Here is a 22,361-nt window from a genome sequence, read left to right as displayed (position 1 = left end):
AACTGCGGTGCGCGTGCTGGTGGTGGAGGACGAGCGGACGATGGCCGACGCGATCGCTCGCGGCTTGCGGCGGCACGGGATGGCGGTCGACGTGGCGTACGACGGCTTGCAGGGTCACGAGATGGCCTACGTGACCCGCTACGACGTGGTGGTGCTGGACCGGGACCTGCCCGGCATGCACGGCGACGAGATCTGCGCGGCGCTGGTCGAGTCCGGCGCGCTGACCCGGGTGCTGATGCTGACCGCCAGCGGCTCGGTCGCCGAGCGGGTCGAGGGGCTGCAGCTGGGCGCCGACGACTACCTGCCCAAGCCGTTCGCCTTCGACGAGCTGGTGGCCCGGGTGCAGGCGCTCGGCCGGCGGGCCACCCCGCCCGCCCCGCCGGTGTTCAGCGTCGGCAACCTGGTGCTCGACCCGGCCAAGCGCGCGGTGACCCGGGGCGGCCTGCCGGTCGACCTGACCAACAAGGAGTTCGGCGTGCTGGAGGTGCTGCTCAAGGCGAGCGGCGCGGTGGTCTCCAGCGAGGAGCTGCTGGAGCGGGTCTGGGACGCGAACACCGACCCGTTCACCACCACGGTCCGGGTGACCGTGATGACCTTACGGAAGAAGCTCGGCGATCCGCCGCTGATCGACACCGTGGTCGGCGCCGGGTACCGGGTCGTGACCACGTGACGATCTACCAGGGGCAGCAACCGGCGGTCCAGCCCCAGGGACTGCTGCGCCGGCTGACCCGGCCCACGCTGCGGCTGCGGCTCACCCTGCTGAACGGGATCCTGCTGGTCGCGGCCGGCGCGGTGCTGGTGGTGCTGGCCTGGCTGCTGGTCGACGAGTCGCTGCACCCGGCCGACGAGCTGATGGCCGGGTCGACCGTGACACTGAACAACGGCAAGGTCGAGGAGGCGCGCGGCTGGCAGACCGAGATGGTCGACCAGGCCTCGGACGAGCTGCTGGTCAAGGGCCTGAGCGCGCTGGTCGCGATCGGCATCATCGGGATCGCCGGGGGATACCTGGTGACCCGCCGGGCGCTGCGCCCGCTGCACACCGTCACGCAGACCGCGCAGCGGCTCGGTGAGGAGACCCTGGACCAGCGGATCCGGTACGCCGGGGCGGACGACGAGGTGGCCGAGCTGGCCCGCACCTTCGACGCGATGCTGGACCGGCTGGCCGGCGCGTTCGAGTCGCAGAAGAGGTTCGTCGCGAACGCGTCGCACGAGCTGCGCACCCCGCTCGCGGTGATGCGCACCGAGATCGACGTGACACTCAGCGACCCGGACGCCGACGTCGCCGAGTACCGCCGGATGGCCCGGGTGGTCCGGGACGCCTCGACCCGGGCGAACGGCCTGGTCGACGCGCTGCTGGTGCTGGCCCGCTCGGAGGCGCAGTCCGGCCGGCGGCTGGTCCGCAAGGTGCCGGCCGACCTGGCCACCAGCGTCTACAACGCGCTGTCCGCGGTGCGGACCGAGGCCGAGCGGATGAAGCTGGAGGTGACCACCGACCTGACCGCGGCGCCGGTGGTCGGCGACCCGAGCCTGCTGGACCGGCTGGCCGGCAACCTGATCGAGAACGCGATCCGGTACAACCACCTGCTCGGCCGGCTGTGGCTGCGCACCGAGTCGGTGGACGGCCAGGCCCGGCTGATCGTCGGCAACACCGGGCACGAGGTCGAGCAGACCGAGGTGCCGGGGCTCTTCGAACCGTTCCGCCGGGGTGGCTGGGAGCGGACCGGGTCACGCGGCTCCGGGCTGGGCCTGTCGATCGTCCGGGCGGTGTGCGACGCGCACGGCGGCACGGTGTCGGCGATCGCGCTGGCCGACGGCGGCCTGGAGGTCACCGTCTCGCTGCCGGCCGCCGACACCACACCGGTGGTGGCGGCGACCGCCAGCGTGCCCCGGGCGGGGCGCTAGCCGACCTTCTCGATCTGGTCGCGGAGCTCGGGCAGCTCCGCCTTGGCCTTGCTGACCGAGGTGTAGTACCACACCAGCATGCCGACGCTGCCCTTGTCGCTCCAGATGCAGACGGCGAGGTCGACGCCGGCGGTCTCGCCGCTGCCGCACTTGGCGGCCCCGCCGTAGGACCCGGTGTCGACCGCGACGATGTCCTCCACCGAGATGCCGGTCAGGCTCATGCTGGTGATGTTCTTGCTGAGCTCCAGGTCCGGGTTCGGGATCGGGGCGGCCACGCCGATCGCCATCACCATGTTCTTCTTCGCCGGGGCGCCGTAGAACGCGCCGAACGACGTGGTGGCGCCCGGGTAGCCCTTGAGCAGGCCGTCCTCCATCGTCTTGGTGATGTCGCCGAACTCGCTGGTGGTCAGTTTCGGCCGGCCGCCCAGGGTCTCCGGCTCGACGACGGTGATCTTCGAGGCGGGCGACCCGGTGTCGTCGTTCTCCTTGTCGGCCAGCACCGCGATCGCCACGATGCCGCCGACGCAGAGCACCAGCACGATCGCGATGGAGAGCAGCACGATCGGCAGCACCCGGGACTTCCTCGGCGCGGGCGGCGGGAAGCCGGGCTGGCCGTAGCCCGGCTGGCCGAACGGGGGCGGCTGACCGTAGCCGGGCTGGGCGTAGCCGGGGGTGAAGGGCTGGGTCGGCGGCTGCTCCGGCGCCGGGCCGTAACCGGGCGGCGGGGGGCCGTAGGCGGGTGGCACCGAGCCCGGAACATTCGGGTTCGGCATGCCGGGGAAGGGCTGGCCGGAATAAGGGTCCTGCGACATGCGACGGGCTCCACGATCAAGTTGTAGTGCGGCGCAGCTTATCCGCGGGGAGTGACAAAAAGACGCCCTCGCCCGGGATCCGGGCGAGGGCGTCGATGAACCGTTATCAGCCGCGGCGCACGTTCGCCAGGCCGGACGGCAGGAACCGCTTACCGGTGACCTGCTCCGCGATGCCGCTGCGGTCCAGGTACGGGGTGATCCCGCCCAGGTGGAACGGGTAGCCGGCACCGAGGATCATGCACAGGTCGATGTCCTGCGCCTCGGCCACCACGCCCTCGTCCAGCATGATCCGGACCTCCTCGGCGAGCGCGGCGAGGGCCTTGGCCCGCACCTCGTCGCCGGTGAGCACGGTGTCGCCGACCTCGAGCAGCTTCACCACCTCGGCGTTGATCTCGTCGTCGACCAGCAGCGGCAGGCCGGCGTCGACGATCCGCTTGAGGTTCGGGCTGTCCACGTACCGCTCCGGGAAGGCGCGGTGCAGGGTCTCGCCGACGTGGTAGGCGACTGCTGGGCCGACCAGCTGGAGCAGCGCGATCGGGCGCATCGGCAGGCCCATCGGGTCGAACGCCTCGTTCACCACGTCGAGCGGGGTGCCGGCGTCGACGGCCTTGAAGACCTCGCTGGTGAACCGGGTGAGCACCCGGTTGACCACGAACGCCGGGGCGTCCTTGACCAGCACCGAGGACTTCTTCAGCTCCTTGCCGACGGCGAACGCGGTGGCCAGCGTGGCGTCGTCGGTCTTCTCGCCCTTGATGATCTCCAGGAGCGGGAGGACCGCGACCGGGTTGAAGAAGTGGAAGCCGACGACCCGCTCCGGGTGCTGCAGGTCGGCCGCCATGTCGGTGATCGACAGCGAGCTGGTGTTGGTGGCGAGGATCGCCTCCGGCTTGACGATCGTCTCGAACTCGGCCCAGATCTTCTTCTTCAGCTCGAGGTTCTCGAAGACCGCCTCGATCACGAAGTCGGCGTCGGCGAAGACCGACTTGTCGACCGAGCCGCTGATCAGGCCGCGCAGCTTGGCCGCGGTGCCCTCGTCCAGGCGGCGCTTGCCGACCAGCTTGTCGATCTCGCCGGTGACGTAGGCCACACCCTTGTCGACCCGCTCCTGGTCCAGGTCGGTGAGCACCACCGGGACCTGCAGGCGGCGCAGGAAGAGCAGGGCCAGCTGGGACGCCATCAGGCCGGCGCCGACGATGCCGACCTTGGTGACCTTGCGGGCCAGCGACTTGTCCGGCACCCCGACCGGGCGCTTGGCGCGCCGCTGGACCAGGTCGAACGCGTACAGGCTGGCCCGCGCCTCGTCGCCCATGATCAGGTCGGCGAGCGCCTCGGTCTCGGCCGCGGTGCCGTCCTCAAAGGACGCCTCCTTGGCCAGGGCGAGCAGCTCCAGGGCCTTGTTGGCGGACGGGACCGCGCCGTGCAGCTTCTCGTCCAGCTGGTTCTTGGCGAACCAGAGCACGCCGTCCCACATCTCCCGGTCGATCTCCGGGCGCTCCACCGTGACCTCGCCCTTGACGACCCGGGCCGCCCAGGCGAGCGAGTCCTCCAGGAAGTCGGCGGCCTCGAAGAGCGCGTCGGCGACGCCCAGCTCCTTGGCCTGCTTCGGGCGCAGCACCTTCTGGGTCAGCGGGTTCTGCAGGATCACCTGGGCCGCGCCGGCGATGCCGATCAGGTTCGGCAGCAGCTGGGAGCCGCCCCAGCCGGGGATCAGGCCGATCGCGACCTCGGGCAGGCCGAGCGCGGCCGCGCCGGACGAGACCGTCCGGTAGTGGCAGTGCAGGGCGACCTCGAGGCCGCCGCCGAGGGCGGCGCCGTTGACGAACGCGAAGGTCGGGATCGCGCTGTTCTTCAGCCGGGCGAACACCCGGTGGCCCAGCTCGCCCAGCTCGACGGCCTGGTCGCGGGACGCGATCAGCGGCATGCCGGTGATGTCGGCGCCGACGCAGAAGATGTACGGCTTGCCGGTGATCGCGATGAACGCCGGGTCCGCCGCGGTGGCCGCGGTGATCGCCTCGTCCAGCGACGTCAGGCCGGCCGGGCCGAAGCTGTTCGGCTTCTTGTGGTCGAAGCCGTTGTCCAGGGTGATCAGCGCGACCGGCTTGTCCAGACCGGGTACCCGGACGGAGCGCAGGAGCGCCTTGGTCACTACCTCGTTCGGGTTCTCGATCACTTGTCGAAGCCTTCCCAGTTCGGGTTCTCCCAGATCACGGTGCCACCCATGCCGATACCGATGCACATCGCGTTCATGCCGTACCGGACCTCGGGGTGCTCCTCGAAGTGCCGGGCGAGCTGGGTCATCAGGCGCACGCCGGAGGAGGCCAGCGGGTGGCCGATGGCGATCGCGCCGCCCCACGGGTTGACCCGGGGGTCGTCGTCGGCGATGCCGTAGTGGTCGAGCAGCGCCAGCACCTGCACCGCGAAGGCCTCGTTCAGCTCGAACAGGCCGATGTCGTCGATGGTCAGGCCGGCCTTCTTCAGCGCCTTCTCGGTCGACGGGATCGGGCCGTAGCCCATGATCTCCGGCTCGACACCGGCGTAGGCGAACGACACCAGCCGCATGGCGACCGGCAGGCCCAGCTCACGGGCGGTCGCCTCGTCGGCGAGGATCGCCGCGGTGGCGCCGTCGTTCAGGCCGGCCGCGTTGCCCGCGGTGATCCGGCCGTGCGGGCGGAACGGGGTCTTCAGCGTGGCGAGCTTCTCCATCGAGGTCTCGCGCGGCGCCTCGTCCACGGTGGCCAGGCCCCAGCCCAGCTCGGAGCTGCGGATCGCGACCGGGACCATGTCCGGCTGCAGCTTGCCGTTGGCGTACGCCTTGGCGACCTTGAGCTGCGAGTTCAGCGCGAACGCGTCGGTCCGCTCCTTGGTGATGTGCGGGAGCCGGTCGTGCAGGTTCTCCGCGGTCGAGCCCATCACCAGGGCGGACGGGTCGACCAGCTTCTCGGTCAGGATCCGCGGGTTCGGGTCGGCGCCCTCGCCCATCGGGTGCCGGCCCATGTGCTCGACGCCACCGGCCACGGCGATGTCGTACGCCCCCATGGCGATGCCGCCGGCGACGTTGGTCACCGCGGTCATCGCGCCGGCGCACATCCGGTCGACGGCGTAACCCGGCACCGTCTTGGGCAGCCCGGCCAGCAGGGCCGCGGTCCGGCCGATGGTCAGGCCCTGGTCGCCGGTCTGAGTGGTGGCCGCGATCGCGACCTCGTCCACCCGGTCGGTGGGGAGCTGGGGATTCCGCTTGATCAGCTCTCGGATGCAGCGGATCACCAGGTCGTCGGCGCGGGTCTCGGCGTACATGCCGCCCGCCTTGCCGAACGGGGTGCGGACGCCGTCGACGAAGACGACCTCGCGTACTTCACGGGGCACAGCAAGCCTCCAATGCGGGCGTGAACCCAAATGTGTCGGCCATGCTACTCGCCAGTAACTAGCCGCTGCCAGACCCTCCGAAAAACCTCACAACGGGGCTGGCCGGAGGCTCTCGATCGACGGTCCGGCACTCGACCTGAGGCAAACCGCGGGTCTAGCGCCTGTTTCGGAGGCCGGCCACGCCGCAGCCCCGGTCGGCCTCCGAAACAGGCGCTAGCGTCGGTCCATGAGGAAACCGGTCGCGTGCCGGCTCGGCTGGCACAAGTGGGTGCGCCGCTCCACCCCGGACGGCGAGCTGTACCGGGAGTGCGCCCGGTGCGGCAGGGACCAGGGCCCGCCGGGACCCGCGGTCCCGTTCTGAGCTCCGGGAGCGCCCGAGGCACTCCCGGAGCCGCACATCACGCCGGCTCTGGCGAAGGGGCCGGCAGCACCGCCGCCAGCTGGCCGGCGATCAGGCCGACCTGCCAGTTGCGCGCGCCGAAACCGCGCAGCGTGTCACTCACCGTCTGCGCGGTGATGTCGTCCGGCGGCGACCAGGCCAGCCGGCGGATGAAGTCCGGGCTGATCAGGTTCTCCGGGGGCAGCCGGTGGGTCTCCGCGGTGCCGACCACCACCTGCCGGCAGCGGGCCAGCCGGGCGGCCGCCACCGGATCCCGCTCGGCCCAGCGGTGCGGCGGGGGCGGACCCTCCACCGGCTGGTTCACCGGCAGCGCGTCGTCCGGCAGGGCCCGGGCCTGGTCCAGCGCGTCCAGCCAGATCTTGGCGAGCCGGCGCACCGAGCGGCCGCCGAACCCGGGGATGGCGAGCAGGGTCCGCTCGTCCTTCGGGTCGGCCTCGGCCGCGGCCACGATCGCCGAGTCGGGCAGCACCCGGCCGGGCGCCGAGTCGCGGCGGGCGGCCACGCCGTCCCGGGCGTACCAGAGCGCGCGGACCCGGGACTGCGCCCGCGCGCCGCGCACCCGGTGGATGCCCGAGGTGCGGCGCCACGGGTCGGGGCGGACCCGGGGCGGCCGGTCCGCGCTGGCCACCAGCGAGGCGAACTCCTCGGCCGCCCAGGCGGCCTTGCCCTGCCGGTCCAGCTCGGCGGCGAGGATGTCGCGCAGGTCGGTGAGCAGCTCGACGTCCAGCGCCGCGTAGGTCAGCCAGGACTCCGGCAGCGGCCGGGTCGACCAGTCCGCCGCCGAGTGGTGTTTCTCCAGCGAGTAGCCGAGCAGCTGCTCGGTGAGCGCGGCCAGGCCGACCCGCTCGAACCCGGCCAGCCGGGCGGCCAGCTCGGTGTCGAACAGCCGGCGCGGTCTCATCCCGAGCTCGGCCAGGCACGGCAGGTCCTGGCTGGCGGCGTGCAGCACCCACTCGGTGTCCGCCAGGGCCGCGTCCAGGGTGCGCAGATCGTCCAGCGGCAGCGGGTCGATCAGCACGGTGCCGGACCCGGCCCGGCGCAGTTGCACCAGGTAGGCCCGCTGGGTGTAGCGGTAGCCGGACGCGCGCTCGGCGTCCACGGCCACCGGCCCGGTGCCCGCGGCCATCCGGGCGACGATGTCGGCCAGGTCGGCAGCGCTCTCCACCGGAGCCGGGGTGCCATCGCGGGGCGCCGTCAGGGGAACAGCCTCGGGACCGCCAGAACTCGGGTCGGGCGGCACTGCGTGCGGTCCGTCCCCTGCTGACTCCGGCGCGTCCCGACGGCGCAGGGGTGCTTCGTCGGTCACTCCGTAACCGTACGGGGGTGGCACCCCTGCCGTGCGCAGCCGGGTCCCGGCGCGTCGATTCTCGATCGACTTCCGGGTTCAACCATTGCGCGTTCTGCTCCGTATACCCGGGTGCCACGCCGAGACCACCCGGGAGGCCGTGCCGCATGACCGCCACCTACGAGCCCTTCACTCCAGCCGGTTCACCCGAGCCGCGCCGGGCCCGCTACGCCGAGAGGTACGCGGAGGACCGGTACGACGACGGGTACCGCCGGCCGGAGGACCCGTGGGCCGGCCAGCAGCAGCGGTCCTGGGAGTCGGGCCCGGTCTGGGCGGACACCAGCTTCGCCGAGCCGCGCCAGGAGCAGCCCCGTTACGAGCAGCCCGGTTACGAACAGCCTCGTTACGAACAGCCCGGTTACGAGCAGCCCGGTTACGAACAGCCCGCTCGGGCCTTCGAGCAGCCGGCCCCGGCCTACCCGACCGCCTTCGCTCCGGCCGTCGAGCAGACCCGCCCGGCGAAGTCCCGCGGCAAGGCCAAGCCGCTGGTCATCGCCCTGGTCGCGGTCCTCGTGGGGATCACCGGCTGGCAGGCCTACCGGATCGAGTCGGTGATCCAGAGCAGCAACGACCTGGCCTCCGCCGTCTCCACCGCGCAGAACCGCAGCGCCGACCTGGAGAAGGCGCTCACCAACGTCTTCGACCCGGAGGGCATCTCGGCCGCCGCCCTGCCCAGCGTCTTCCGGGTCCGGGCCGGCGACTTCACCGGCACCGCCTTCTCGGTCGGCACCAAGGCCGCCGATGGCACCGCGAACCTGTTCACCAACTTCCACGTGGTCGAGTCGGTCTGGAAGGCCGGCGACCGCGCGGTCACCCTGGAACGCGGCACCACCCGGATCAACGCCACGATCATCAAGGTCAGCGAGGGCAAGGACCTGGCGCTGCTCCGCGCCAAGCAGGAGATCAAGCCGCTCGGGGTGGCCGGCGGCCAGGTCAAACCCGGTCAGCAGGTGGTCGTGGTGGGCGCCCCGCTGGGCCTCGACGACACCGTCACCACCGGCGTGATCAGCGCCTTCCGCGAGGACGACGCGGACGGCCCGACCATCCAGTTCGACGCCCCGATCAACCCCGGCAACTCCGGCGGCCCGGTGGTCAACACCAGCAAGCAGGTGGTCGGCCTGGCCACCGCCAAGGCCCGCGATGCCGAGGGCATCGGCCTGGCCATCCCGATCGCCACCGCCTGCGCGACCTTCAAGGTCTGCTGATCACGGCCCGCGCGAGGGTCCGGGTCCGCTGATCACTTCCGGTCGCTGCCCGTCAAAAGCCAGATTTTGTACGACCGTCCGTCCCGTGCCAGTCGGCACGCGAGGCCGCAGCTCCTCCGGGCCGCGGCGCGTGTCGTGCGGGCAGGCTGTGCCGCACGGGTGTCTCGGCACCGCCGAGACACCCGTGCGAGCCAGCCGGGGCCGTGGGCCGCGCTGCGGTCCGGAGCCGAACCGAGCCTCGCGGTGTGCGGGCGGACCCGCACGACACGCGGTGCGGTCGGGAGCCGGCGGGCATCGCGGGCCGACTGCCACGGGGCTCCGGGTCGTACCGGAAAAGGATCCGGAAACGGGCCGGCGGCATGGCGGCAGCGAGGGTGGTTCGTCCGATTCGGTGCGCGGGACAGAGGCGCGTGAGCAGCCCGGAGTGACTAGGGTGGTTCGTCCGATTCGGTGCGCGGGACAGAGGCGCGTGAGCAGCCCGGAGTGACCGCGGAGGCGGTCAGGAGGCGCTGGCGCGGTGGCGGTCGAGCGAGCTGACGCCGGGTGGGGGGAGGCCGGCGGTGGAGGCCAGCATGGCGCACCAGCCGTGCAGGTGGGCGGCGAAGTCGTCGGAGGTCGGGGTCCACGAGGCGCGGACCTCGAGGTCGGCGGTCGGGGGCGGGCCGGACAGCTCGCCGAAGCGGGTGGAGGCGGTCTGGGTGACCGTGCCGCCGATCGCGGTGTAGGCGGCCGCGTGCTGGTCGAGGCCGTCGGTGAGCCAGGTCCAGGCGACCGCGGGCAGCAGCGGGTCGGTGGCCAGGTCCGGCTCCAGGTCGGCGGTGACCAGCGTCACCAGGCGCAGGTCGCCGCGCCAGGCGTCGTGGCCGGCCGGGTCGTGCAGCAGGATCAGGCGGCCGCTGGCGACCTCGTCGCCGGAGCGCAGGACGGTGGCGCTGAGCGCGAACGAGTACGGCGCGAGCCGCTGCGGCGCGGCGATCTCCTCGAGCAGGATCTCCGGCCGTGGCGAGTCCGCGCGCAACCCGGCCACCGCGCGGGTGAACGGCTCGGGAACAGCGGAGGGGGACGCCATGGGGGAAGAGTATGCCGATCTACGCCCCGGCAGCCGTCGCCGCGCCGCCGGGCGTCCTCACTCACATGGCACCATGACCCGGTGACCGTTCTCGAGGATTCCCCGTTCGTGCGTGCGTGTCGTGGCCTGCCCGGCCCGCACACGCCGGTCTGGTTCATGCGGCAGGCCGGGCGCTCGCTGCCCGAGTACCGCAAGATCCGGGAGGGGATCGGCATGCTGGAGTCGTGCCGGCGGCCCGATCTGGTCACCGAGATCACCCTGCAGCCGGTCCGCCGGCACCGGGTCGACGCGGCCATCCTGTTCAGCGACATCGTGGTGCCGATCGCCGCGGCCGGCGTCGACCTGGACATCGTGGCCGGCACCGGCCCGGTCGTCGCCGCCCCGATCCGCGAGGCCGCCGACCTGGACCGGCTCCGGCCGATCACCGCGGACGACGTGGACTTCGTCGCCGAGTCGGTCCGGCTGCTGGTCGCCGAGCTGGGCAGCACGCCGCTGATCGGCTTCGCCGGGGCGCCGTTCACGCTGGCCAGCTACCTGATCGAGGGCGGCCCGTCGCGGACCTACCTGAAGACCAAGGCGATGATGTACGGGCGGCCCGAGCTCTGGCACGCGCTGCTCGACCGGCTCGCCGGGATCACCCTCACCTTCCTGCGCACCCAGATCGACGCCGGGGTGAGCGCGGTCCAGCTGTTCGACTCGTGGGCCGGCGCGCTCTCCGAGGCGGACTACCGGTCGTTCGTGATGCCGCACTCGGCCCGGGTGCTGCGCGGCCTGCAGGACGCCGGCGTGCCGCGGATCCACTTCGGGGTGGGCACCGGGGTGCTGCTCGAGGCGATGGGCGAGGCCGGCGCCGACGTGGTCGGCGTCGACTGGCGCACCCCGCTGGACGTGGCCACCAAGCGGATCGGCCCGGACCGGGCGGTGCAGGGCAACCTGGACCCGGCCATCCTGTTCGCCGGGTGGGACGTGGTGGAGCGGGAGACCCGCCGGGTGCTGGCGCAGGGGCAGTCGGCCCCCGGTCACGTGTTCAATCTCGGTCATGGCGTCATGCCGGAGACCGATCCCGACATCCTCACCCGGCTGACCGCGCTGGTGCACGAGGTGTCAGCTCGATAGCTCACACCGGCGGACCCCCGCCGGGCGGTCGGGAGCGTGGCCTGGGAGGGTGGGAGCGTGCGGAAGCGGATCGCGGTCATCGGCGGCGGCGTCGCCGGCTTGGCGGCCGCCGTGCGCCTGCGGGACGTCTGCCCGCCGGACACCGAGATCATCGTGTACGAGCAGAGCGGCGTGCTGGGCGGCAAGCTGCGCACCGGCGAGCTGGCCGGCGTGCCGGTCGAGCGCGGCGCCGAGTCCTTCCTGAGTTCCGCGCCGGACGGCGGTGACTCCGCGGCGGTGACCTTCGCCCGCCGGGTCGGCCTGGGCGACGCCCTGGTCCACCCGGCCGCCCAGCCGGCCGCGCTGGCGATCGGCGGCCGGTTGACCCGGATCCCGGCCGGCACCCTGGTCGGCGTGCCCGGCGACCTGTCGACGCTGGACGGCGTGGCCCTGCCGGACGACGGCGCGGACGCCGACACCGGCCGGCCGCTGCTCGCCCCCGGCGAGGACGTCGCGGTCGGCGAGCTGGTCCGCTCGCGGTACGGCGCCGAGGTGGTGGACCGGCTGGTCGACCCGATGCTCGGCGGGGTCTACGCGGGCCGCGCCGACCGGCTGTCGCTGCGCGCCACGATGCCGCAGCTGGCCCGCACCGCGGAGACCGAGCACACGCTGCGCGGAGCGGTCCGGGCCGCTCAGGCATTGAGCAAGCGGACCCCGGGCCGGCCGGTCTTCGCCGCGATCGACGGCGGGATGAGCCGGCTGATCGGCGCGGCGGCCACCGCGGCCCGGGCGCGGATCAGCCTGGGGTTGCCGGTGCGCCGGCTCGTCCGGGCCGGGGACCGGTGGCACCTGGTGCTCGGGCCGGCCCCCGAGCCGCAGACCGACGACGTGGACGCCGTGGTCCTGGCGGTGCCGGCGAAACCGGCGGCCCGGCTGCTGACCGACGCCGCGCCGGAGGCCGCGCGCGCGATCGGCGAGCTGGACTACGCCAGCGTCGCGCTGGCCGGGCTGGCGCTGCCGCCCGGCACCCCGCTGCCCGAGCTGTCCGGTTTCCTGGTCCCGCCGGGCGAGGGCACGCTGGTCAAGGCGGCCACCTTTTTCACCCGGAAATGGCCGCACCTGACCGGGCCGGCGGGTCCGGTGATCGTCCGGGCCTCGCTCGGCCGGGCCGGCGAGGAGGACCGCCTGCAGCACAGCGATCAGGCGCTGCTCGCGATCGCCCACCGGGAGCTGGGCGAGCTGGCCGGCGGGGCGCTGCCGCCGCCGGTCGGCGCCTGGATCCAGCGCTGGGGCGGCGGCCTCCCGCAGTACCTGCCGGGGCACCCGGACCGGGTGGCGGCGGCCCGGGCGGCGCTGCCCTCGGGGATCGCACTGGCCGGCGCGGCCCTGGACGGCGTCGGCATCCCGGTCTGTGTGGCCAGCGGCGAGCGCGCGGCGGACGATGTGAGTGATTACCTGGAGGCAAGTGCATGAGCGAGCAGACCAACGCGGCTCGGATCAACGAGCTGAACGCCACCATCCGGTACACGATGTGGTCGGTGTTCCGGGCCTCGCGTGAGCTGCCGGCGCTGCGGGACGACCTGGCGGGCGAGGTCGACACGCTGTTCGAGCAGCTGGCCGCGAAGGACGTGACGATCCGCGGCACCTACGACGTGTCCGGGCTGCGGGCCGACGCGGACGTGATGATCTGGTGGCACTCCAGCGACCCGGACGCGCTGCAGGAGGCGTACTCGCTGTTCCGCCGGACCGCGCTGGGCCGGCACCTGACCCCGGTCTGGTCGCAGATGGCGCTGCACCGGCCGGCCGAGTTCAACAAGAGCCACCTGCCGGCGTTCCTGGCCGGCGAGGAGGCCCGGCCGTACATCTGCGTCTACCCGTTCGTCCGCTCCTACGAGTGGTACCTGCTGCCCGACGCCGAGCGCCGGGACATGCTCGCCGAGCACGGCCGGCAGGCCCGGGGCTACCCGGACGTGCGGGCCAACACGGTGGCGTCGTTCGCGCTCGGCGACTACGAGTGGATGCTCGCCTTCGAGGCGGACGAGCTGCACCGGATCGTCGACCTGATGCGCGACCTGCGGGCGTCGCGGGCGCGCCGGCACGTGCGCGAGGAGGTGCCGTTCTACACCGGGCGGCGTCGCTCGATCGCCGAAATCGTCTCTACACTCCCGTGATCCTGAGCTGACTGGCTCCGCTTCGCTCCGCGGGCGATTGCCTTGTAACCGGTGAGTTGAGGCACGATTTCCCGCCGTCCGCAAACCCCGCGGCCGTCGAGAAATCGTGCCTCAACTCACCGGCGGCAATCGCCGGGCCATGGGTACGTGGGGGATGCCGTCCTCCACGTACTCGGGTCCGGTCGGCTCGAAACCATATTTCCGATAAAAGCTGACAAGGTACGACTGGGCGTCCAGCACTGCCGGCCGATGGCCGATGATCTCCAGCGCGTGTTCCATCAACCGGCCGGCCAGACCCGCGCCGCGCGCCTTCGGGGAGGTCACCACCCGGCCGATCCGTTCCGTCCCATGGTCATCGAGAATCCGCAGATAGGCCCGAACTTCCCGATCACGGGAGAACCATAGGTGTCGGGTACCGGGCTCGGTGTCGCGGCCGTCCAGGTCGAGGTAGGCGCACTCCTGCTCCACCACGAACACCTCGCTGCGCAGGCGCAGGATGTCGTACAGCGTCGGGCTGGGGAGGTCGCGGAACGAGGCCACGCGGAACTCGTCGTGCGGTAGCGGGTGCATCGGCACAGCGTATGCGGCGCGTCGTCACCCCGCCGCCGGTCCCACCGTTGTAGTGATGAGGCTACGGCCTGTGGAGGACGCCATGATCAAGCGCAGCAAGTTGTTCGGCACCAAGACCCGGGTGACCTTCAGTATTCCCGCTGACGAGCCGTCCGGCGTGGTGAGCGTGGTGGGCACGTTCAACGACTGGCAGCCCGGCACACACGAGATGCAGGTGCGCAAGAACGGCACCCGTACGGTCAGCGTGCCGCTGGAGCCGGGGGACTACCAGTTCCGTTACCTGGCCACCGGGGGTGTCTGGTTCGACGACCCGGAGGGCAGCGAACTCCGCCTATAAAGGTTTCGCCGGGCCGTCCCAGGGGATTTGCTGTGATCGTGGCAGACGTCAAGCTTGCGATCATCTACTACTCGTCGACCGGCACCCTGCACAAGATGGCGCAGCGGTTGCAGGAGGCGGCCGAGAAGGCCGGCGCCGAGGTCCGCCTGCGGCAGGTCGCCGAGCTGGCCCCGCCCGAGGCGATCGCCTCGAACGCGGCGTGGAGCCAGCACTTCGACACCACCAAGGACGAGCCCCGAGCCGGCGCGGACGACGTGGTCTGGGCGGACGCGGTGCTGTTCGGCACGCCGACCCGGTACGGCAACGTGGCCAGCCAGCTCAAGCAGTTCATCGACACGCTCGGCCCGCAGTGGGCGCAGGGGCAGCTGGCGAACAAGGCGTACGCCGGGTTCACCGCGTCGATGACCGAGCACGGCGGCCAGGAGTCGACGCTGCTGGCGCTCTACAACACGATCTATCACTTCGGTGGGGTCGTGGTGGCGCCCGGCTACACCGATCCGCTGAAGTTCGCGGACGGCAACCCGTACGGCGTCTCGCACGTCACCGGCGGCTCCAACGACGCGCCGCTGACCGACGTGCAGTATGCCGCACTCGATCACCTGGCCAGGCGGGTCGTGTCGATCGGCGGGAAGCTGCGCGCCTGATACAAAAGGCGCATGGCCGTTGACACCCAATACGAAGAACTGCTCCGGCGGGTGCTGGAGACCGGTACCCCGAAGAGCGACCGGACCGGGACCGGCACCCGCAGCCTCTTCGGTGAGCGGCTGCGCTACGACCTGTCCCAGGGGTTCCCGCTGATCACCACGAAGCGGGTGCACTTCAAGTCGATCGCGGTGGAGCTGCTCTGGTTCCTGCGCGGCGAGACCAACGTGCAGTGGCTCCGGGACCAGGGGGTCACCATCTGGGACGAGTGGGCTTCGGAGTCGGGCGAGCTCGGCCCGGTCTACGGCTACCAGTGGCGTTCCTGGCCGTCGCCGGACGGACATATCGACCAGATAGCCGGCGTTTTGGACACCCTCCGGAAAAATCCGGACTCGCGGCGGATGTTGGTCTCGGCGTGGAACGTCGGGCAGCTGGACGAGATGGCGCTCATGCCCTGCCACGCGATGTTCCAGTTCTACGTCGCCGACGGCAAGCTCTCCTGCCAGCTCTACCAGCGCAGCGCCGACCTCTTCCTCGGCGTCCCGTTCAACATCGCCTCCTACGCCCTGCTCACCCGGATGATCGCCGACCAGGTCGGGCTGGTCCCGGGCGACTTCATCTGGGTCGGCGGCGACTGCCACATCTACGACAACCACGTCGACCAGGTGCGCGAGCAGCTCAGCCGGGAGGCCTACCCGTTCCCGTCGCTGGAGATCGCCGCCAAGCCGAGCCTCTTCGACTACGCGTACGAGGACTTCACCGTGGTCGGCTACCGGCACCACCCGGCGATCAAGGCCCCGGTCGCGGTATGACGGTGCACATGATCTGGGCCGAGGCGCACGGCCGGGTGATCGGCGCCGGCGGCGGCATCCCCTGGCGGGTGCCCGGCGAACAGCAGATCTTCAAGGAGCGCACGATGGGCGCCACCCTGGTGATGGGCCGGGCCACCTGGGACTCGCTGCCCCGCCGCCCGCTGCCCGGCCGGCGCAACATCGTGCTCACCCGGGACCCGTCCTGGCGGGCCGAGGGGGCCGAGGTGGTGCACGACCCTGACCGGATCGGGGAAAGTGAATTCTGGGTGATGGGCGGCGAGTCGGTCTACGCCGCATTCCTGCCGCGGGCCGGCCATGTCGTACGCACCGTGATCGACCTGGCGGTGGCCGGTGACGTGCACGCCCCGGAGCTGGGTCCGGAGTGGACGATCAGCGCCTCGACCGGGTGGCTGACCGCGCCGAACGGCGTCCGGTACGAGGTGCAGGATCTCGTTTGTTCCTCGGGGGCACAGCGCCAGGACACGTGAGTTTTACCCAGGGTGATTAGCGTCGTTTGCCGACACATTCGCGCTTATCGTTCTTATGGGAGACGATGATGGTCACCCTTTCCGTCGTCACGCCGATGTACAACGAGCGTGCGGCGGTGGACCACTTCGTGGCCCGGCTCCGGCCGGCGCTGGACGATCTGAAGGTCACCTACGAGGTCGTCGCGGTCGACGACGGCAGCTCGGACGGCACCGTGCCACGCCTGCTCGAGCTGCGCGCCGCCTGGCCGCAGCTGCGGGTGGTGAAGCTGCGGCGCAACGTCGGGCACCAGTCCGCCCTGGCGGCGGGCCTGCGGACGGCCGTCGGCGACTACGTGGTCAGCATCGACGCCGACCTGCAGGACCCGCCGGAGGTGATCGGCGAGATGCTGGCCAAGGCCACCGCCGAGGATCTCGACGTGGTCTACGGCGTCCGCAGCGACCGGAGCACCGACACGCCGTTCAAGCGGCAGACCGCCGGGGCCTATTACTGGCTGATGCGCAAGCTCGTCGGCCCGTGGGTGAGCGGTCAGGCCGGCGATTTCCGGCTGATGAGCCGCCCGGTCGTGGACACCCTCAACGAGCTGCCCGAGCAGCGTCCGGTCTACCGCCTGGTGGTGCCGTCGCTGGGCTTCCCGGCCGGCGAGGTGAGTTACGTGCGGGCCGAGCGGGTGGCCGGCGAGACGAAGTACCCGCTGACCAAGATGATCAAGCTGAGCCTGGACAGCGTGACCAGTTTCTCGGCCGCGCCGCTGAAGATCGCCACCTGGCTCGGCCTGGTCACCTTCGTGGTCTGCCTGGGCCTGGTGGTCAGCGGCCTGGCCGCCTGGGCCTTCGGCGTGGTGGTGCCCGGCTGGACCTCGCTCTACATCGCGATGCTGCTGCTCGGCGCGGTCCAGCTGATCTGCCTCGGCATGCTCGGCGAGTACGTGGGCCGGATCTACGCCGCGACGCAGAACCGGCCCCGTTACCTGATCGCCTTCGACACCGGCGCCGAGCTCCCGGTCCTTACGACGACTTCGGGTCGAGCCTGATCGACAGGCTGTTCACGCAGTGCCGCGTGTTCTTCGGGGTGAAGCCCTCACCCCGGAACACGTGACCGAGGTGCCCGTCGCAGCGGGCGCACCGGATCTCCACGCGCACCATCCCGTGGCTGCGGTCCTCGATCTCCTTGACCGCGCCCGGGATGGCGTCGTCGAACGACGGCCAGCCGCAGTGTGAATCGAATTTCGTGTCGCTCGGGTAGAGCTCGGCGCCACAGCCGCGGCACCGGTACATCCCCTCGGTCTTGGTGCTCACGTACTCACCGCTCCAGGGAGCCTCGGTGCCGGCCTCGCGCAGCACCCGGAACTCCTCCGGAGCGAGCCGGATCCGCCACTCGTCCTCGGTGGTGGGCAGCGTGGTCTCTTCGGTTGCCATGCCTATAAAAGTACGTCGCACCGACGGTGCGGCACGCCGTGCGGCTGGCCCGTTGAGCCGTCTATGGAAGCTGCATCCCCGACGTTCCGGCCGACCTTCCAGCAAGCGCTCGGCCACGGCCTCTATCTCGGCGCGCTGAGCGCGGTGGCGAGTGTCACCACGGGGGTGATCGCCACCCTGGCCTGGCCCGGGCCGGTCGGGCCGCCGGGCTGGTCGTGGGCGGTGCTGGTGCTGGCCCCGCTGCTGCTCGGGATCGGGCTGGGGATCATGTCCGGCCGGCGGACCGGGGTCGAGGTGGGCAACCGGGGGATCCGTACCTCGTCGCTGCTCGGCGAGGGCGAGGCGCCCTGGAGCCGGGTGGTGGATCTGCGCGCCGAGCGTCGCGGCCGGCGCAACGTGGTCTCGGTCTACCTGGACTCGGGAGCCAGCGTGCAGCTGCACGCGCCGTACAGCGGCGGGCTGTTCGCGGCCGATCCGCAGTTCGAGCTCAAGGTGTTCGCTTTGTCGCATTTGTGGCGTAGTCACCGTTTCGGTGGACTTCCGAGCTGATGACGCGCCGGGCGCGGTTTTCGGGTAAAACGGGCAATTCCCGCTAAGCTCCCGTGCGACCATGCAACCGTACGCAATCGCAACAGAACGGATACTCCTCATGAGCTTTGTTCGTCGGCTGGCTGTGGGACTGCCCGCGGCCGGCGTCACCGCCTTCGCCGCCCTCGCCCTCTCGTCGCCGGCTCTCGCGGCCGCCGACACCGCGCAGGCCGGCCACCCGGCCGTGATGGCCAGCCCGGACCGGGGGAACGCCGGTTACGGCGCCGAGCAGCCGGCCGCGACCACCGCGCCGGCCACGGTGGCCGCGACCACGCCGCCGGCCGCGGTCACCGCGGCCACGGCCAGCCCGGCCACCACCGGTGGCACCCGTGGGCACGCCGGCTACGGCGGCGAGAGCCCGACCGCCACGCCGAGCCTGCCGACCGGTGGCGCCAAGACGGTGCCCGGTGGGGTCAGCTCGGAGACCGCGGCGCCGCCGGTCACCACCAAGGGCGGCGGGGTCAGCAACGGCTCGCTGCCGCTGACCGGCGGCCCGGTCGCCGCGACCGTCGCGGTCGGCGCGATGCTGGTCGCCGGTGGCGCGGGCGCGCTCTGGTACACCCGCCGGCGGAAGACCGCCTGATTCAGCCTGTGTCCGATTTGTGAGGGTCACCCGACTTTGTCGGGTGACCCTCGGCTTTTGGCATAGCCTTTCAGACATGCCGAAAGCCCCTGCGGAAGAGCATCAGATCGCCGGCCACCCGGTCCGCCTGAGCAGCCCGGACAAGGTGGTCTTCGCTGAGCGCGGCTACACCAAGCGGGACGTCTTCGAGTACTACCTCGCGGTCGGCGACGGCATCCTGCGCGCCCTGCGGGACCGGCCGACCACGCTGCAGCGCTTCCCGGACGGCCTGGCCGGCGAGGCGTTCTTCCAGAAACGCATCCCGACCCGCGGCGTCCCGGACTGGATCCGGACCGCGACGATCAAGTTCCCCAGCATGCGTACGGCGGACGAGCTCTGCCCCGCCGACCTCGCGCACGTGGCCTGGGCCGCCCAGATGGGCACCGTGGTCTTCCACCCGTGGCCGGTGCGCGGCGCCGCCCCGGACCATCCGGACGAGCTGCGGATCGACCTGGACCCGCAGCCCGGGCTCGGCTTCGGCGACGTCACCGCGGCGGCCGGCGTGGTCCGCGAGGTCCTCGACGACCTGGGCTGGGTGGGCTTCCCCAAGACATCCGGCGGCCGCGGCGTGCACGTCTACGTCCGGATCGCCCCGCGCTGGGACTTCGTCCAGGTGCGCCGGGCCGCGATCGCGCTGGCCCGGGAGGTGGAGCGGCGCAACCCCGCGGCGATCACCACGGCCTGGTGGAAGGAGGAGCGCGGCGACCGGGTCTTCCTGGACTTCAACCAGATGGCCCGGGACCGGACCATCGCCTGCGCCTACTCGCTGCGGGCCAACCCGCGGGCCACCGTGTCCACCCCGGTCACCTGGGACGAGCTGACCCGGGTCGAGCCGGACGACTTCGACCTGCGGACGGTGCCGAAGCGGATCGCCGAGCTCGGCGACCCGCACGCCGCCATCGACGACGTGGCGCACGACCTCACGCCGCTGCTGGAGTGGGTGGAGCGGGACGAGAAGGCCGGGCTGGGCGACATGCCCTACCCTCCGGACCACCCGAAGATGCCCGGCGAGCCGCCGCGCGTGCAGCCCAGCAAGATGAACCACGCCAACTGGGAGTCCTGACTCACCAGGTGAACTGCGGGCCGCGGACCGACCCGCCGGGCAGCAGCGGCCGGTCGGTGTACTCCCAGCTCTGCTCGACGACGTAGCGGCCGCCGTGCGGCGCCTGCAGGTCGATCGGCCCGCAGGTCTGCTTGATGGCGGCGTCGGTGAACATCAGCGCCGAGCAGGTGTACGGCCCGGCGACCACCTCGTCGCTCTCGGCGTCCCGGACGGTCAGCGTGATGTCCGCCTGCACCCCGGGCACCGCCTCCATCTGGCCGATCGCGCGGATCGCCGGGCCGAGCGCGTGACACGGCTGGACCAGCATCGGATGGCCGAGGTCGAAGGCGTACTTGTCGCCGCAGACCCACGGGCGGAACGCCACCGAGCCGCCGACCCGGCCCGGCCCGGCGGACGCGCCGATCTGGGCGGGGCCGGCCGTCGCGCCGATCCCGGTGCCCGGGACCGCCCCGGCGACCGCGCCGGCCGGGATGCTTCCGGCCCGCGGAGTGGGGCGGCCGGCGCTGGTGTGCTCCAGGCCGCCCGGCGCGGTGCCGCCGGCGGCCGGCCCGCCGGAGGCCGCGGCGGCCGGCGGGACCGGCGGCACACCCGCCGTCGAGGGCGCCGGCCCGGCCGCCGGGTCGACGGCCGCCTGCCGGGCGTTCGCGGGCGCCGCGGCGGCCGGCGTCCGGCCGAAGGCGTCCCGCAGCTGCCAGGCGTGGTAGCCGCCCCACCCGGTGGCGGCGAGCATCCCGCAGATCGCGGTGACGGCCAGACCGTGCCGCCCCCACACCCAGCTCCGGGGACGGTTGCGTGGCGCCCGGCGGACCGGCCGCGGCGCGGTCACCGGCACCACCGGCGGATCGCTGTCGGGCGGCCCGGCCGGCGCCGGCAGGGCCGGGGCCCCGGCGGTGTCCCGGGCGAGATCGCGCAACCGCTCCTGGAGCTGCCCGGCCGCCGGACGGGCCGCCGGATCCTTGTCCAGGCAGTCGCGCACCACCGACCACACCTCGTCGGTCATCCCGGCCGGCCGGGGCACCGGGTCGTCCAGGTGGCCGTGCAGCACCGCGAACGGCTCCCCGCCGAACGGCGGGTACCCGCAGATCAGCTCGTAGAGCATGATGCCGAGCGCGTAGACGTCGGCCGCCGGGGTGGCCTCGCCGCCGCTGATCGTCTCCGGGGCCATGTAGCGCGGCGTGCCGATGATCGCGTGCGGGGTGGTCAGCCCGGCGGTGTCCAGCACCCGCGCGATGCCGAAGTCGGTGAGCCGCACCCGGGCGTCCTCGCCGGAGCCGCTGAGCAGCACGTTGTCCGGTTTCACGTCGCGGTGCACGACGCTCAGCGCGTGCGTCTCGGTGAGCGCCGCGGCGACCTGCGCGGACAGGCGCGCCGCCTCGGCCGCGGGCAGGGTGCCCTGCTCGCGCAGCCGGTCCCGCAGGCTGCCGCCGGGCACGAAGTCCATCACCAGGCCGATCGACTCGCCGACGCTGAACAGGTCACGGACGCCGACGATGTTCTCGTGCCGGACCATCATCAGGATGGTCCGCTCCTGGACGAAGCGGGTGACCAGCTTGGGCTGGCGCAGCAGCCCCTGGTGCAGCAGCTTGACGGCGACCTGCTCCCCGGTGGTCCGGTCGATGCCCCGCCACACCGTCCCGGTGGCGCCCTGCCCCACCGGGCAGACCAGCACGTACGAGTTGCCGACGCATCGGCCGCTCAGGTCCACGGTGCTGGGGTCGTCGCCGGCCCCCGGATCGTCGTGAGGGGAGCGGGGGCCGTTCATGGAGAGGGACGGCTGCACGGATGCCGTGTCCTTTCTGCGCCGGGACCGGGAGGGAAGCGACGCCGATAGTCGTGGCATCCCGGTCCCGCGGCAACGTGTTCACGCCCGAACCGTCAGTAATTGCCAGCCTTGTCGGGGCGTCGTCACCGCGGCGCCGGACGGCTCGTTACCTCTCCAGGTCCGGTTGCACGCCCAGGGTCCGTTTCACGCCCGCGTGGTCCCGCCCTCGGGGGCGAGGGTCAGCTTCATGCCCTCGTGCGAGCGGGCGAAGCCCAGCCGCTCGTAGAACCGGTGCGCGTCCACCCGTTTCTTGTCCGAGGTGAGCTGGACCATCCGGCAGCCGCGCTCGCGGGCCCGCTCGATCGTCCAGCGCATCATCTCCGCGCCCAGCCCCCGGCCCCGCCGGCCGGCGTGGATCCGGACCGCCTCGACCTGCATCCGCCACGCCCCGCCCCGGCTCAGCCCGGGCAGGTAGGTGAGCTGGCAGGTGCCGACCACCTCGCCGTCCTGGACGGCGACGATCAGCTCGTTGTGCGGGTCCGCCTCGATCGCCTCGAACGCCGCCCAGATCCCCGGGCCGATCTCGGCCGGCACCTCGCCGAAACCGCGCTCCCGGCTCAGGTCGTCGTCGGCGAGCAGGGCGAGAACGGCGGGGACATCGTCACGGGCGGCGATCCGGAACTCCATGATCGCCAGTCT

General features: G+C 72.3%; 24 protein-coding genes. 15 read left to right on the top strand and 9 right to left on the bottom strand.

Features of this window, described 5'->3' with window-relative positions:
* Positions 1 to 7 precede the first annotated feature (7 nt).
* Both BJY16_RS01345 and BJY16_RS01340 read left to right on the top strand, forming a co-directional pair.
* The gene (locus tag BJY16_RS01345; protein ID WP_185037311.1) at positions 8 to 670 is read left to right on the top strand and encodes a response regulator transcription factor; all 663 of its coding nucleotides are present in this window, start codon (positions 8 to 10) and stop codon (positions 668 to 670) included.
* A 2-nt stretch (positions 671 to 672) separates the two neighbouring features.
* Complete coding sequence (locus BJY16_RS01340) at positions 673 to 1,902, top strand: sensor histidine kinase (RefSeq protein ID WP_239177689.1); 1,230 nt, start codon at positions 673 to 675, stop codon at positions 1,900 to 1,902.
* Here the strand turns inward: BJY16_RS01340 and BJY16_RS01335 are convergent.
* From BJY16_RS01335 to BJY16_RS01325, 3 genes are all read right to left on the bottom strand, one after another.
* The gene (locus BJY16_RS01335; RefSeq protein ID WP_185037310.1) at positions 1,899 to 2,714 is read right to left on the bottom strand and encodes a hypothetical protein; all 816 of its coding nucleotides are present in this window, start codon (positions 2,712 to 2,714) and stop codon (positions 1,899 to 1,901) included. The two genes, BJY16_RS01340 and BJY16_RS01335, sit on opposite strands and share 4 nt — an antisense overlap.
* Positions 2,715 to 2,820: 106 nt before the next feature.
* Entirely contained in the window at positions 2,821 to 4,884 is a 2,064-nt protein-coding gene (locus BJY16_RS01330; RefSeq protein ID WP_185037309.1) for a 3-hydroxyacyl-CoA dehydrogenase NAD-binding domain-containing protein, read from the bottom strand.
* Positions 4,881 to 6,077, bottom strand: coding sequence for a thiolase family protein (locus BJY16_RS01325; RefSeq protein ID WP_185037308.1), 1,197 nt, complete (start codon positions 6,075 to 6,077; stop codon positions 4,881 to 4,883). The genes BJY16_RS01330 and BJY16_RS01325 overlap by 4 nt, the downstream gene beginning before the upstream one ends.
* Before the next feature lie 226 nt (positions 6,078 to 6,303).
* Here BJY16_RS01325 and BJY16_RS46815 point away from each other — a divergent pair, with 226 nt between their 5' ends.
* Positions 6,304 to 6,438: a hypothetical protein gene (locus BJY16_RS46815; protein ID WP_260418260.1), complete on the top strand. Its 135-nt coding sequence runs from the start codon at positions 6,304 to 6,306 to the stop codon at positions 6,436 to 6,438.
* A 37-nt stretch (positions 6,439 to 6,475) separates the two neighbouring features.
* On the opposite strand, the gene BJY16_RS01320 is transcribed toward BJY16_RS46815, so the two are convergent.
* Positions 6,476 to 7,783, bottom strand: a complete 1,308-nt coding sequence (locus tag BJY16_RS01320; protein ID WP_185037307.1) for a ribonuclease D — start codon at positions 7,781 to 7,783, stop codon at positions 6,476 to 6,478.
* Between the two features lie 146 nt (positions 7,784 to 7,929).
* Between BJY16_RS01320 and BJY16_RS01315 the strand changes: the two genes are divergently transcribed.
* Positions 7,930 to 9,027: a S1C family serine protease gene (locus BJY16_RS01315; protein WP_185037306.1), complete on the top strand. Its 1,098-nt coding sequence runs from the start codon at positions 7,930 to 7,932 to the stop codon at positions 9,025 to 9,027.
* A 499-nt stretch (positions 9,028 to 9,526) separates the two neighbouring features.
* On the opposite strand, the gene BJY16_RS01310 is transcribed toward BJY16_RS01315, so the two are convergent.
* Positions 9,527 to 10,096 (bottom strand): DUF3000 domain-containing protein, encoded by a 570-nt coding sequence (locus BJY16_RS01310; protein WP_185037305.1) that lies wholly within the window; start codon positions 10,094 to 10,096, stop codon positions 9,527 to 9,529.
* An 81-nt stretch (positions 10,097 to 10,177) separates the two neighbouring features.
* On the opposite strand from BJY16_RS01310, the gene hemE reads away from it, so the two are divergent.
* Genes hemE through hemQ form a run of 3 tightly spaced genes read left to right on the top strand, consistent with a single transcriptional unit; the run spans position 10,178 to position 13,362 of the window.
* Complete coding sequence (gene hemE, locus BJY16_RS01305; protein ID WP_185037304.1) at positions 10,178 to 11,212, top strand: uroporphyrinogen decarboxylase; 1,035 nt, start codon at positions 10,178 to 10,180, stop codon at positions 11,210 to 11,212.
* A gap of 57 nt (positions 11,213 to 11,269) precedes the next feature.
* Complete coding sequence (gene hemG / locus BJY16_RS01300) at positions 11,270 to 12,664, top strand: protoporphyrinogen oxidase (protein ID WP_185037303.1); 1,395 nt, start codon at positions 11,270 to 11,272, stop codon at positions 12,662 to 12,664.
* Complete coding sequence (gene hemQ, locus BJY16_RS01295) at positions 12,661 to 13,362, top strand: hydrogen peroxide-dependent heme synthase (RefSeq protein WP_185037302.1); 702 nt, start codon at positions 12,661 to 12,663, stop codon at positions 13,360 to 13,362. The genes hemG and hemQ overlap by 4 nt, the downstream gene beginning before the upstream one ends.
* Positions 13,363 to 13,473: 111 nt before the next feature.
* Here the strand turns inward: hemQ and BJY16_RS01290 are convergent, their stop codons facing one another.
* Positions 13,474 to 13,932 carry a GNAT family N-acetyltransferase gene (locus tag BJY16_RS01290; RefSeq protein WP_185037301.1) on the bottom strand — a complete coding sequence of 153 codons (459 nt, stop codon included), beginning with the start codon at positions 13,930 to 13,932 and terminating at the stop codon, positions 13,474 to 13,476.
* 82 nt (positions 13,933 to 14,014) lie between these two features.
* On the opposite strand from BJY16_RS01290, the gene BJY16_RS01285 reads away from it, so the two are divergent.
* The 5 genes from BJY16_RS01285 to BJY16_RS01265 all read left to right on the top strand — a co-directional run bounded on the left by BJY16_RS01285 (position 14,015) and on the right by BJY16_RS01265 (position 17,242).
* Positions 14,015 to 14,269, top strand: a complete 255-nt coding sequence (locus tag BJY16_RS01285; RefSeq protein ID WP_185046211.1) for an isoamylase early set domain-containing protein — start codon at positions 14,015 to 14,017, stop codon at positions 14,267 to 14,269.
* A gap of 38 nt (positions 14,270 to 14,307) precedes the next feature.
* A complete protein-coding gene (wrbA, locus tag BJY16_RS01280) occupies positions 14,308 to 14,913 on the top strand; it encodes an NAD(P)H:quinone oxidoreductase (RefSeq protein ID WP_185037300.1) in 606 nt (201 codons plus the stop codon).
* A gap of 12 nt (positions 14,914 to 14,925) precedes the next feature.
* Positions 14,926 to 15,723, top strand: coding sequence for a thymidylate synthase (locus BJY16_RS01275; protein WP_185037299.1), 798 nt, complete (start codon positions 14,926 to 14,928; stop codon positions 15,721 to 15,723).
* Positions 15,720 to 16,211, top strand: coding sequence for a dihydrofolate reductase (locus BJY16_RS01270; protein WP_185037298.1), 492 nt, complete (start codon positions 15,720 to 15,722; stop codon positions 16,209 to 16,211). Before BJY16_RS01275 ends, BJY16_RS01270 begins: the two co-directional genes overlap by 4 nt.
* Before the next feature lie 65 nt (positions 16,212 to 16,276).
* A complete protein-coding gene (locus tag BJY16_RS01265; RefSeq protein ID WP_185037297.1) occupies positions 16,277 to 17,242 on the top strand; it encodes a glycosyltransferase family 2 protein in 966 nt (321 codons plus the stop codon).
* Here BJY16_RS01265 and msrB read toward each other — a convergent pair.
* The gene (gene msrB, locus BJY16_RS01260) at positions 17,217 to 17,627 is read right to left on the bottom strand and encodes a peptide-methionine (R)-S-oxide reductase MsrB (RefSeq protein ID WP_185037296.1); all 411 of its coding nucleotides are present in this window, start codon (positions 17,625 to 17,627) and stop codon (positions 17,217 to 17,219) included. The two genes, BJY16_RS01265 and msrB, sit on opposite strands and share 26 nt — an antisense overlap.
* 63 nt (positions 17,628 to 17,690) lie before the next feature.
* On the opposite strand from msrB, the gene BJY16_RS01255 reads away from it, so the two are divergent.
* From BJY16_RS01255 to ligD, 3 genes are all read left to right on the top strand, one after another.
* Positions 17,691 to 18,176, top strand: a complete 486-nt coding sequence (locus tag BJY16_RS01255) for a hypothetical protein (RefSeq protein WP_185037295.1) — start codon at positions 17,691 to 17,693, stop codon at positions 18,174 to 18,176.
* A gap of 100 nt (positions 18,177 to 18,276) precedes the next feature.
* Positions 18,277 to 18,798: an LPXTG cell wall anchor domain-containing protein gene (locus tag BJY16_RS01250; protein WP_185037294.1), complete on the top strand. Its 522-nt coding sequence runs from the start codon at positions 18,277 to 18,279 to the stop codon at positions 18,796 to 18,798.
* Between the two features lie 76 nt (positions 18,799 to 18,874).
* The gene (gene ligD, locus BJY16_RS01245) at positions 18,875 to 19,900 is read left to right on the top strand and encodes a non-homologous end-joining DNA ligase (RefSeq protein ID WP_185037293.1); all 1,026 of its coding nucleotides are present in this window, start codon (positions 18,875 to 18,877) and stop codon (positions 19,898 to 19,900) included.
* Between the two features lies 1 nt (position 19,901).
* Here the strand turns inward: ligD and BJY16_RS01240 are convergent, their stop codons facing one another.
* Positions 19,902 to 21,680, bottom strand: coding sequence for a serine/threonine-protein kinase (locus BJY16_RS01240; RefSeq protein ID WP_185037292.1), 1,779 nt, complete (start codon positions 21,678 to 21,680; stop codon positions 19,902 to 19,904).
* Between the two features lie 186 nt (positions 21,681 to 21,866).
* Positions 21,867 to 22,349, bottom strand: coding sequence for a GNAT family N-acetyltransferase (locus BJY16_RS01235; protein WP_185037291.1), 483 nt, complete (start codon positions 22,347 to 22,349; stop codon positions 21,867 to 21,869).
* Positions 22,350 to 22,361: the final 12 nt, after the last annotated feature.

This window comes from Actinoplanes octamycinicus (assembly GCF_014205225.1).
Classification (GTDB): domain Bacteria; phylum Actinomycetota; class Actinomycetes; order Mycobacteriales; family Micromonosporaceae; genus Actinoplanes; species Actinoplanes octamycinicus.
Note: the sequence above shows the minus strand (reverse complement) of the source record. Positions and strands in the feature narration are given on the sequence as shown.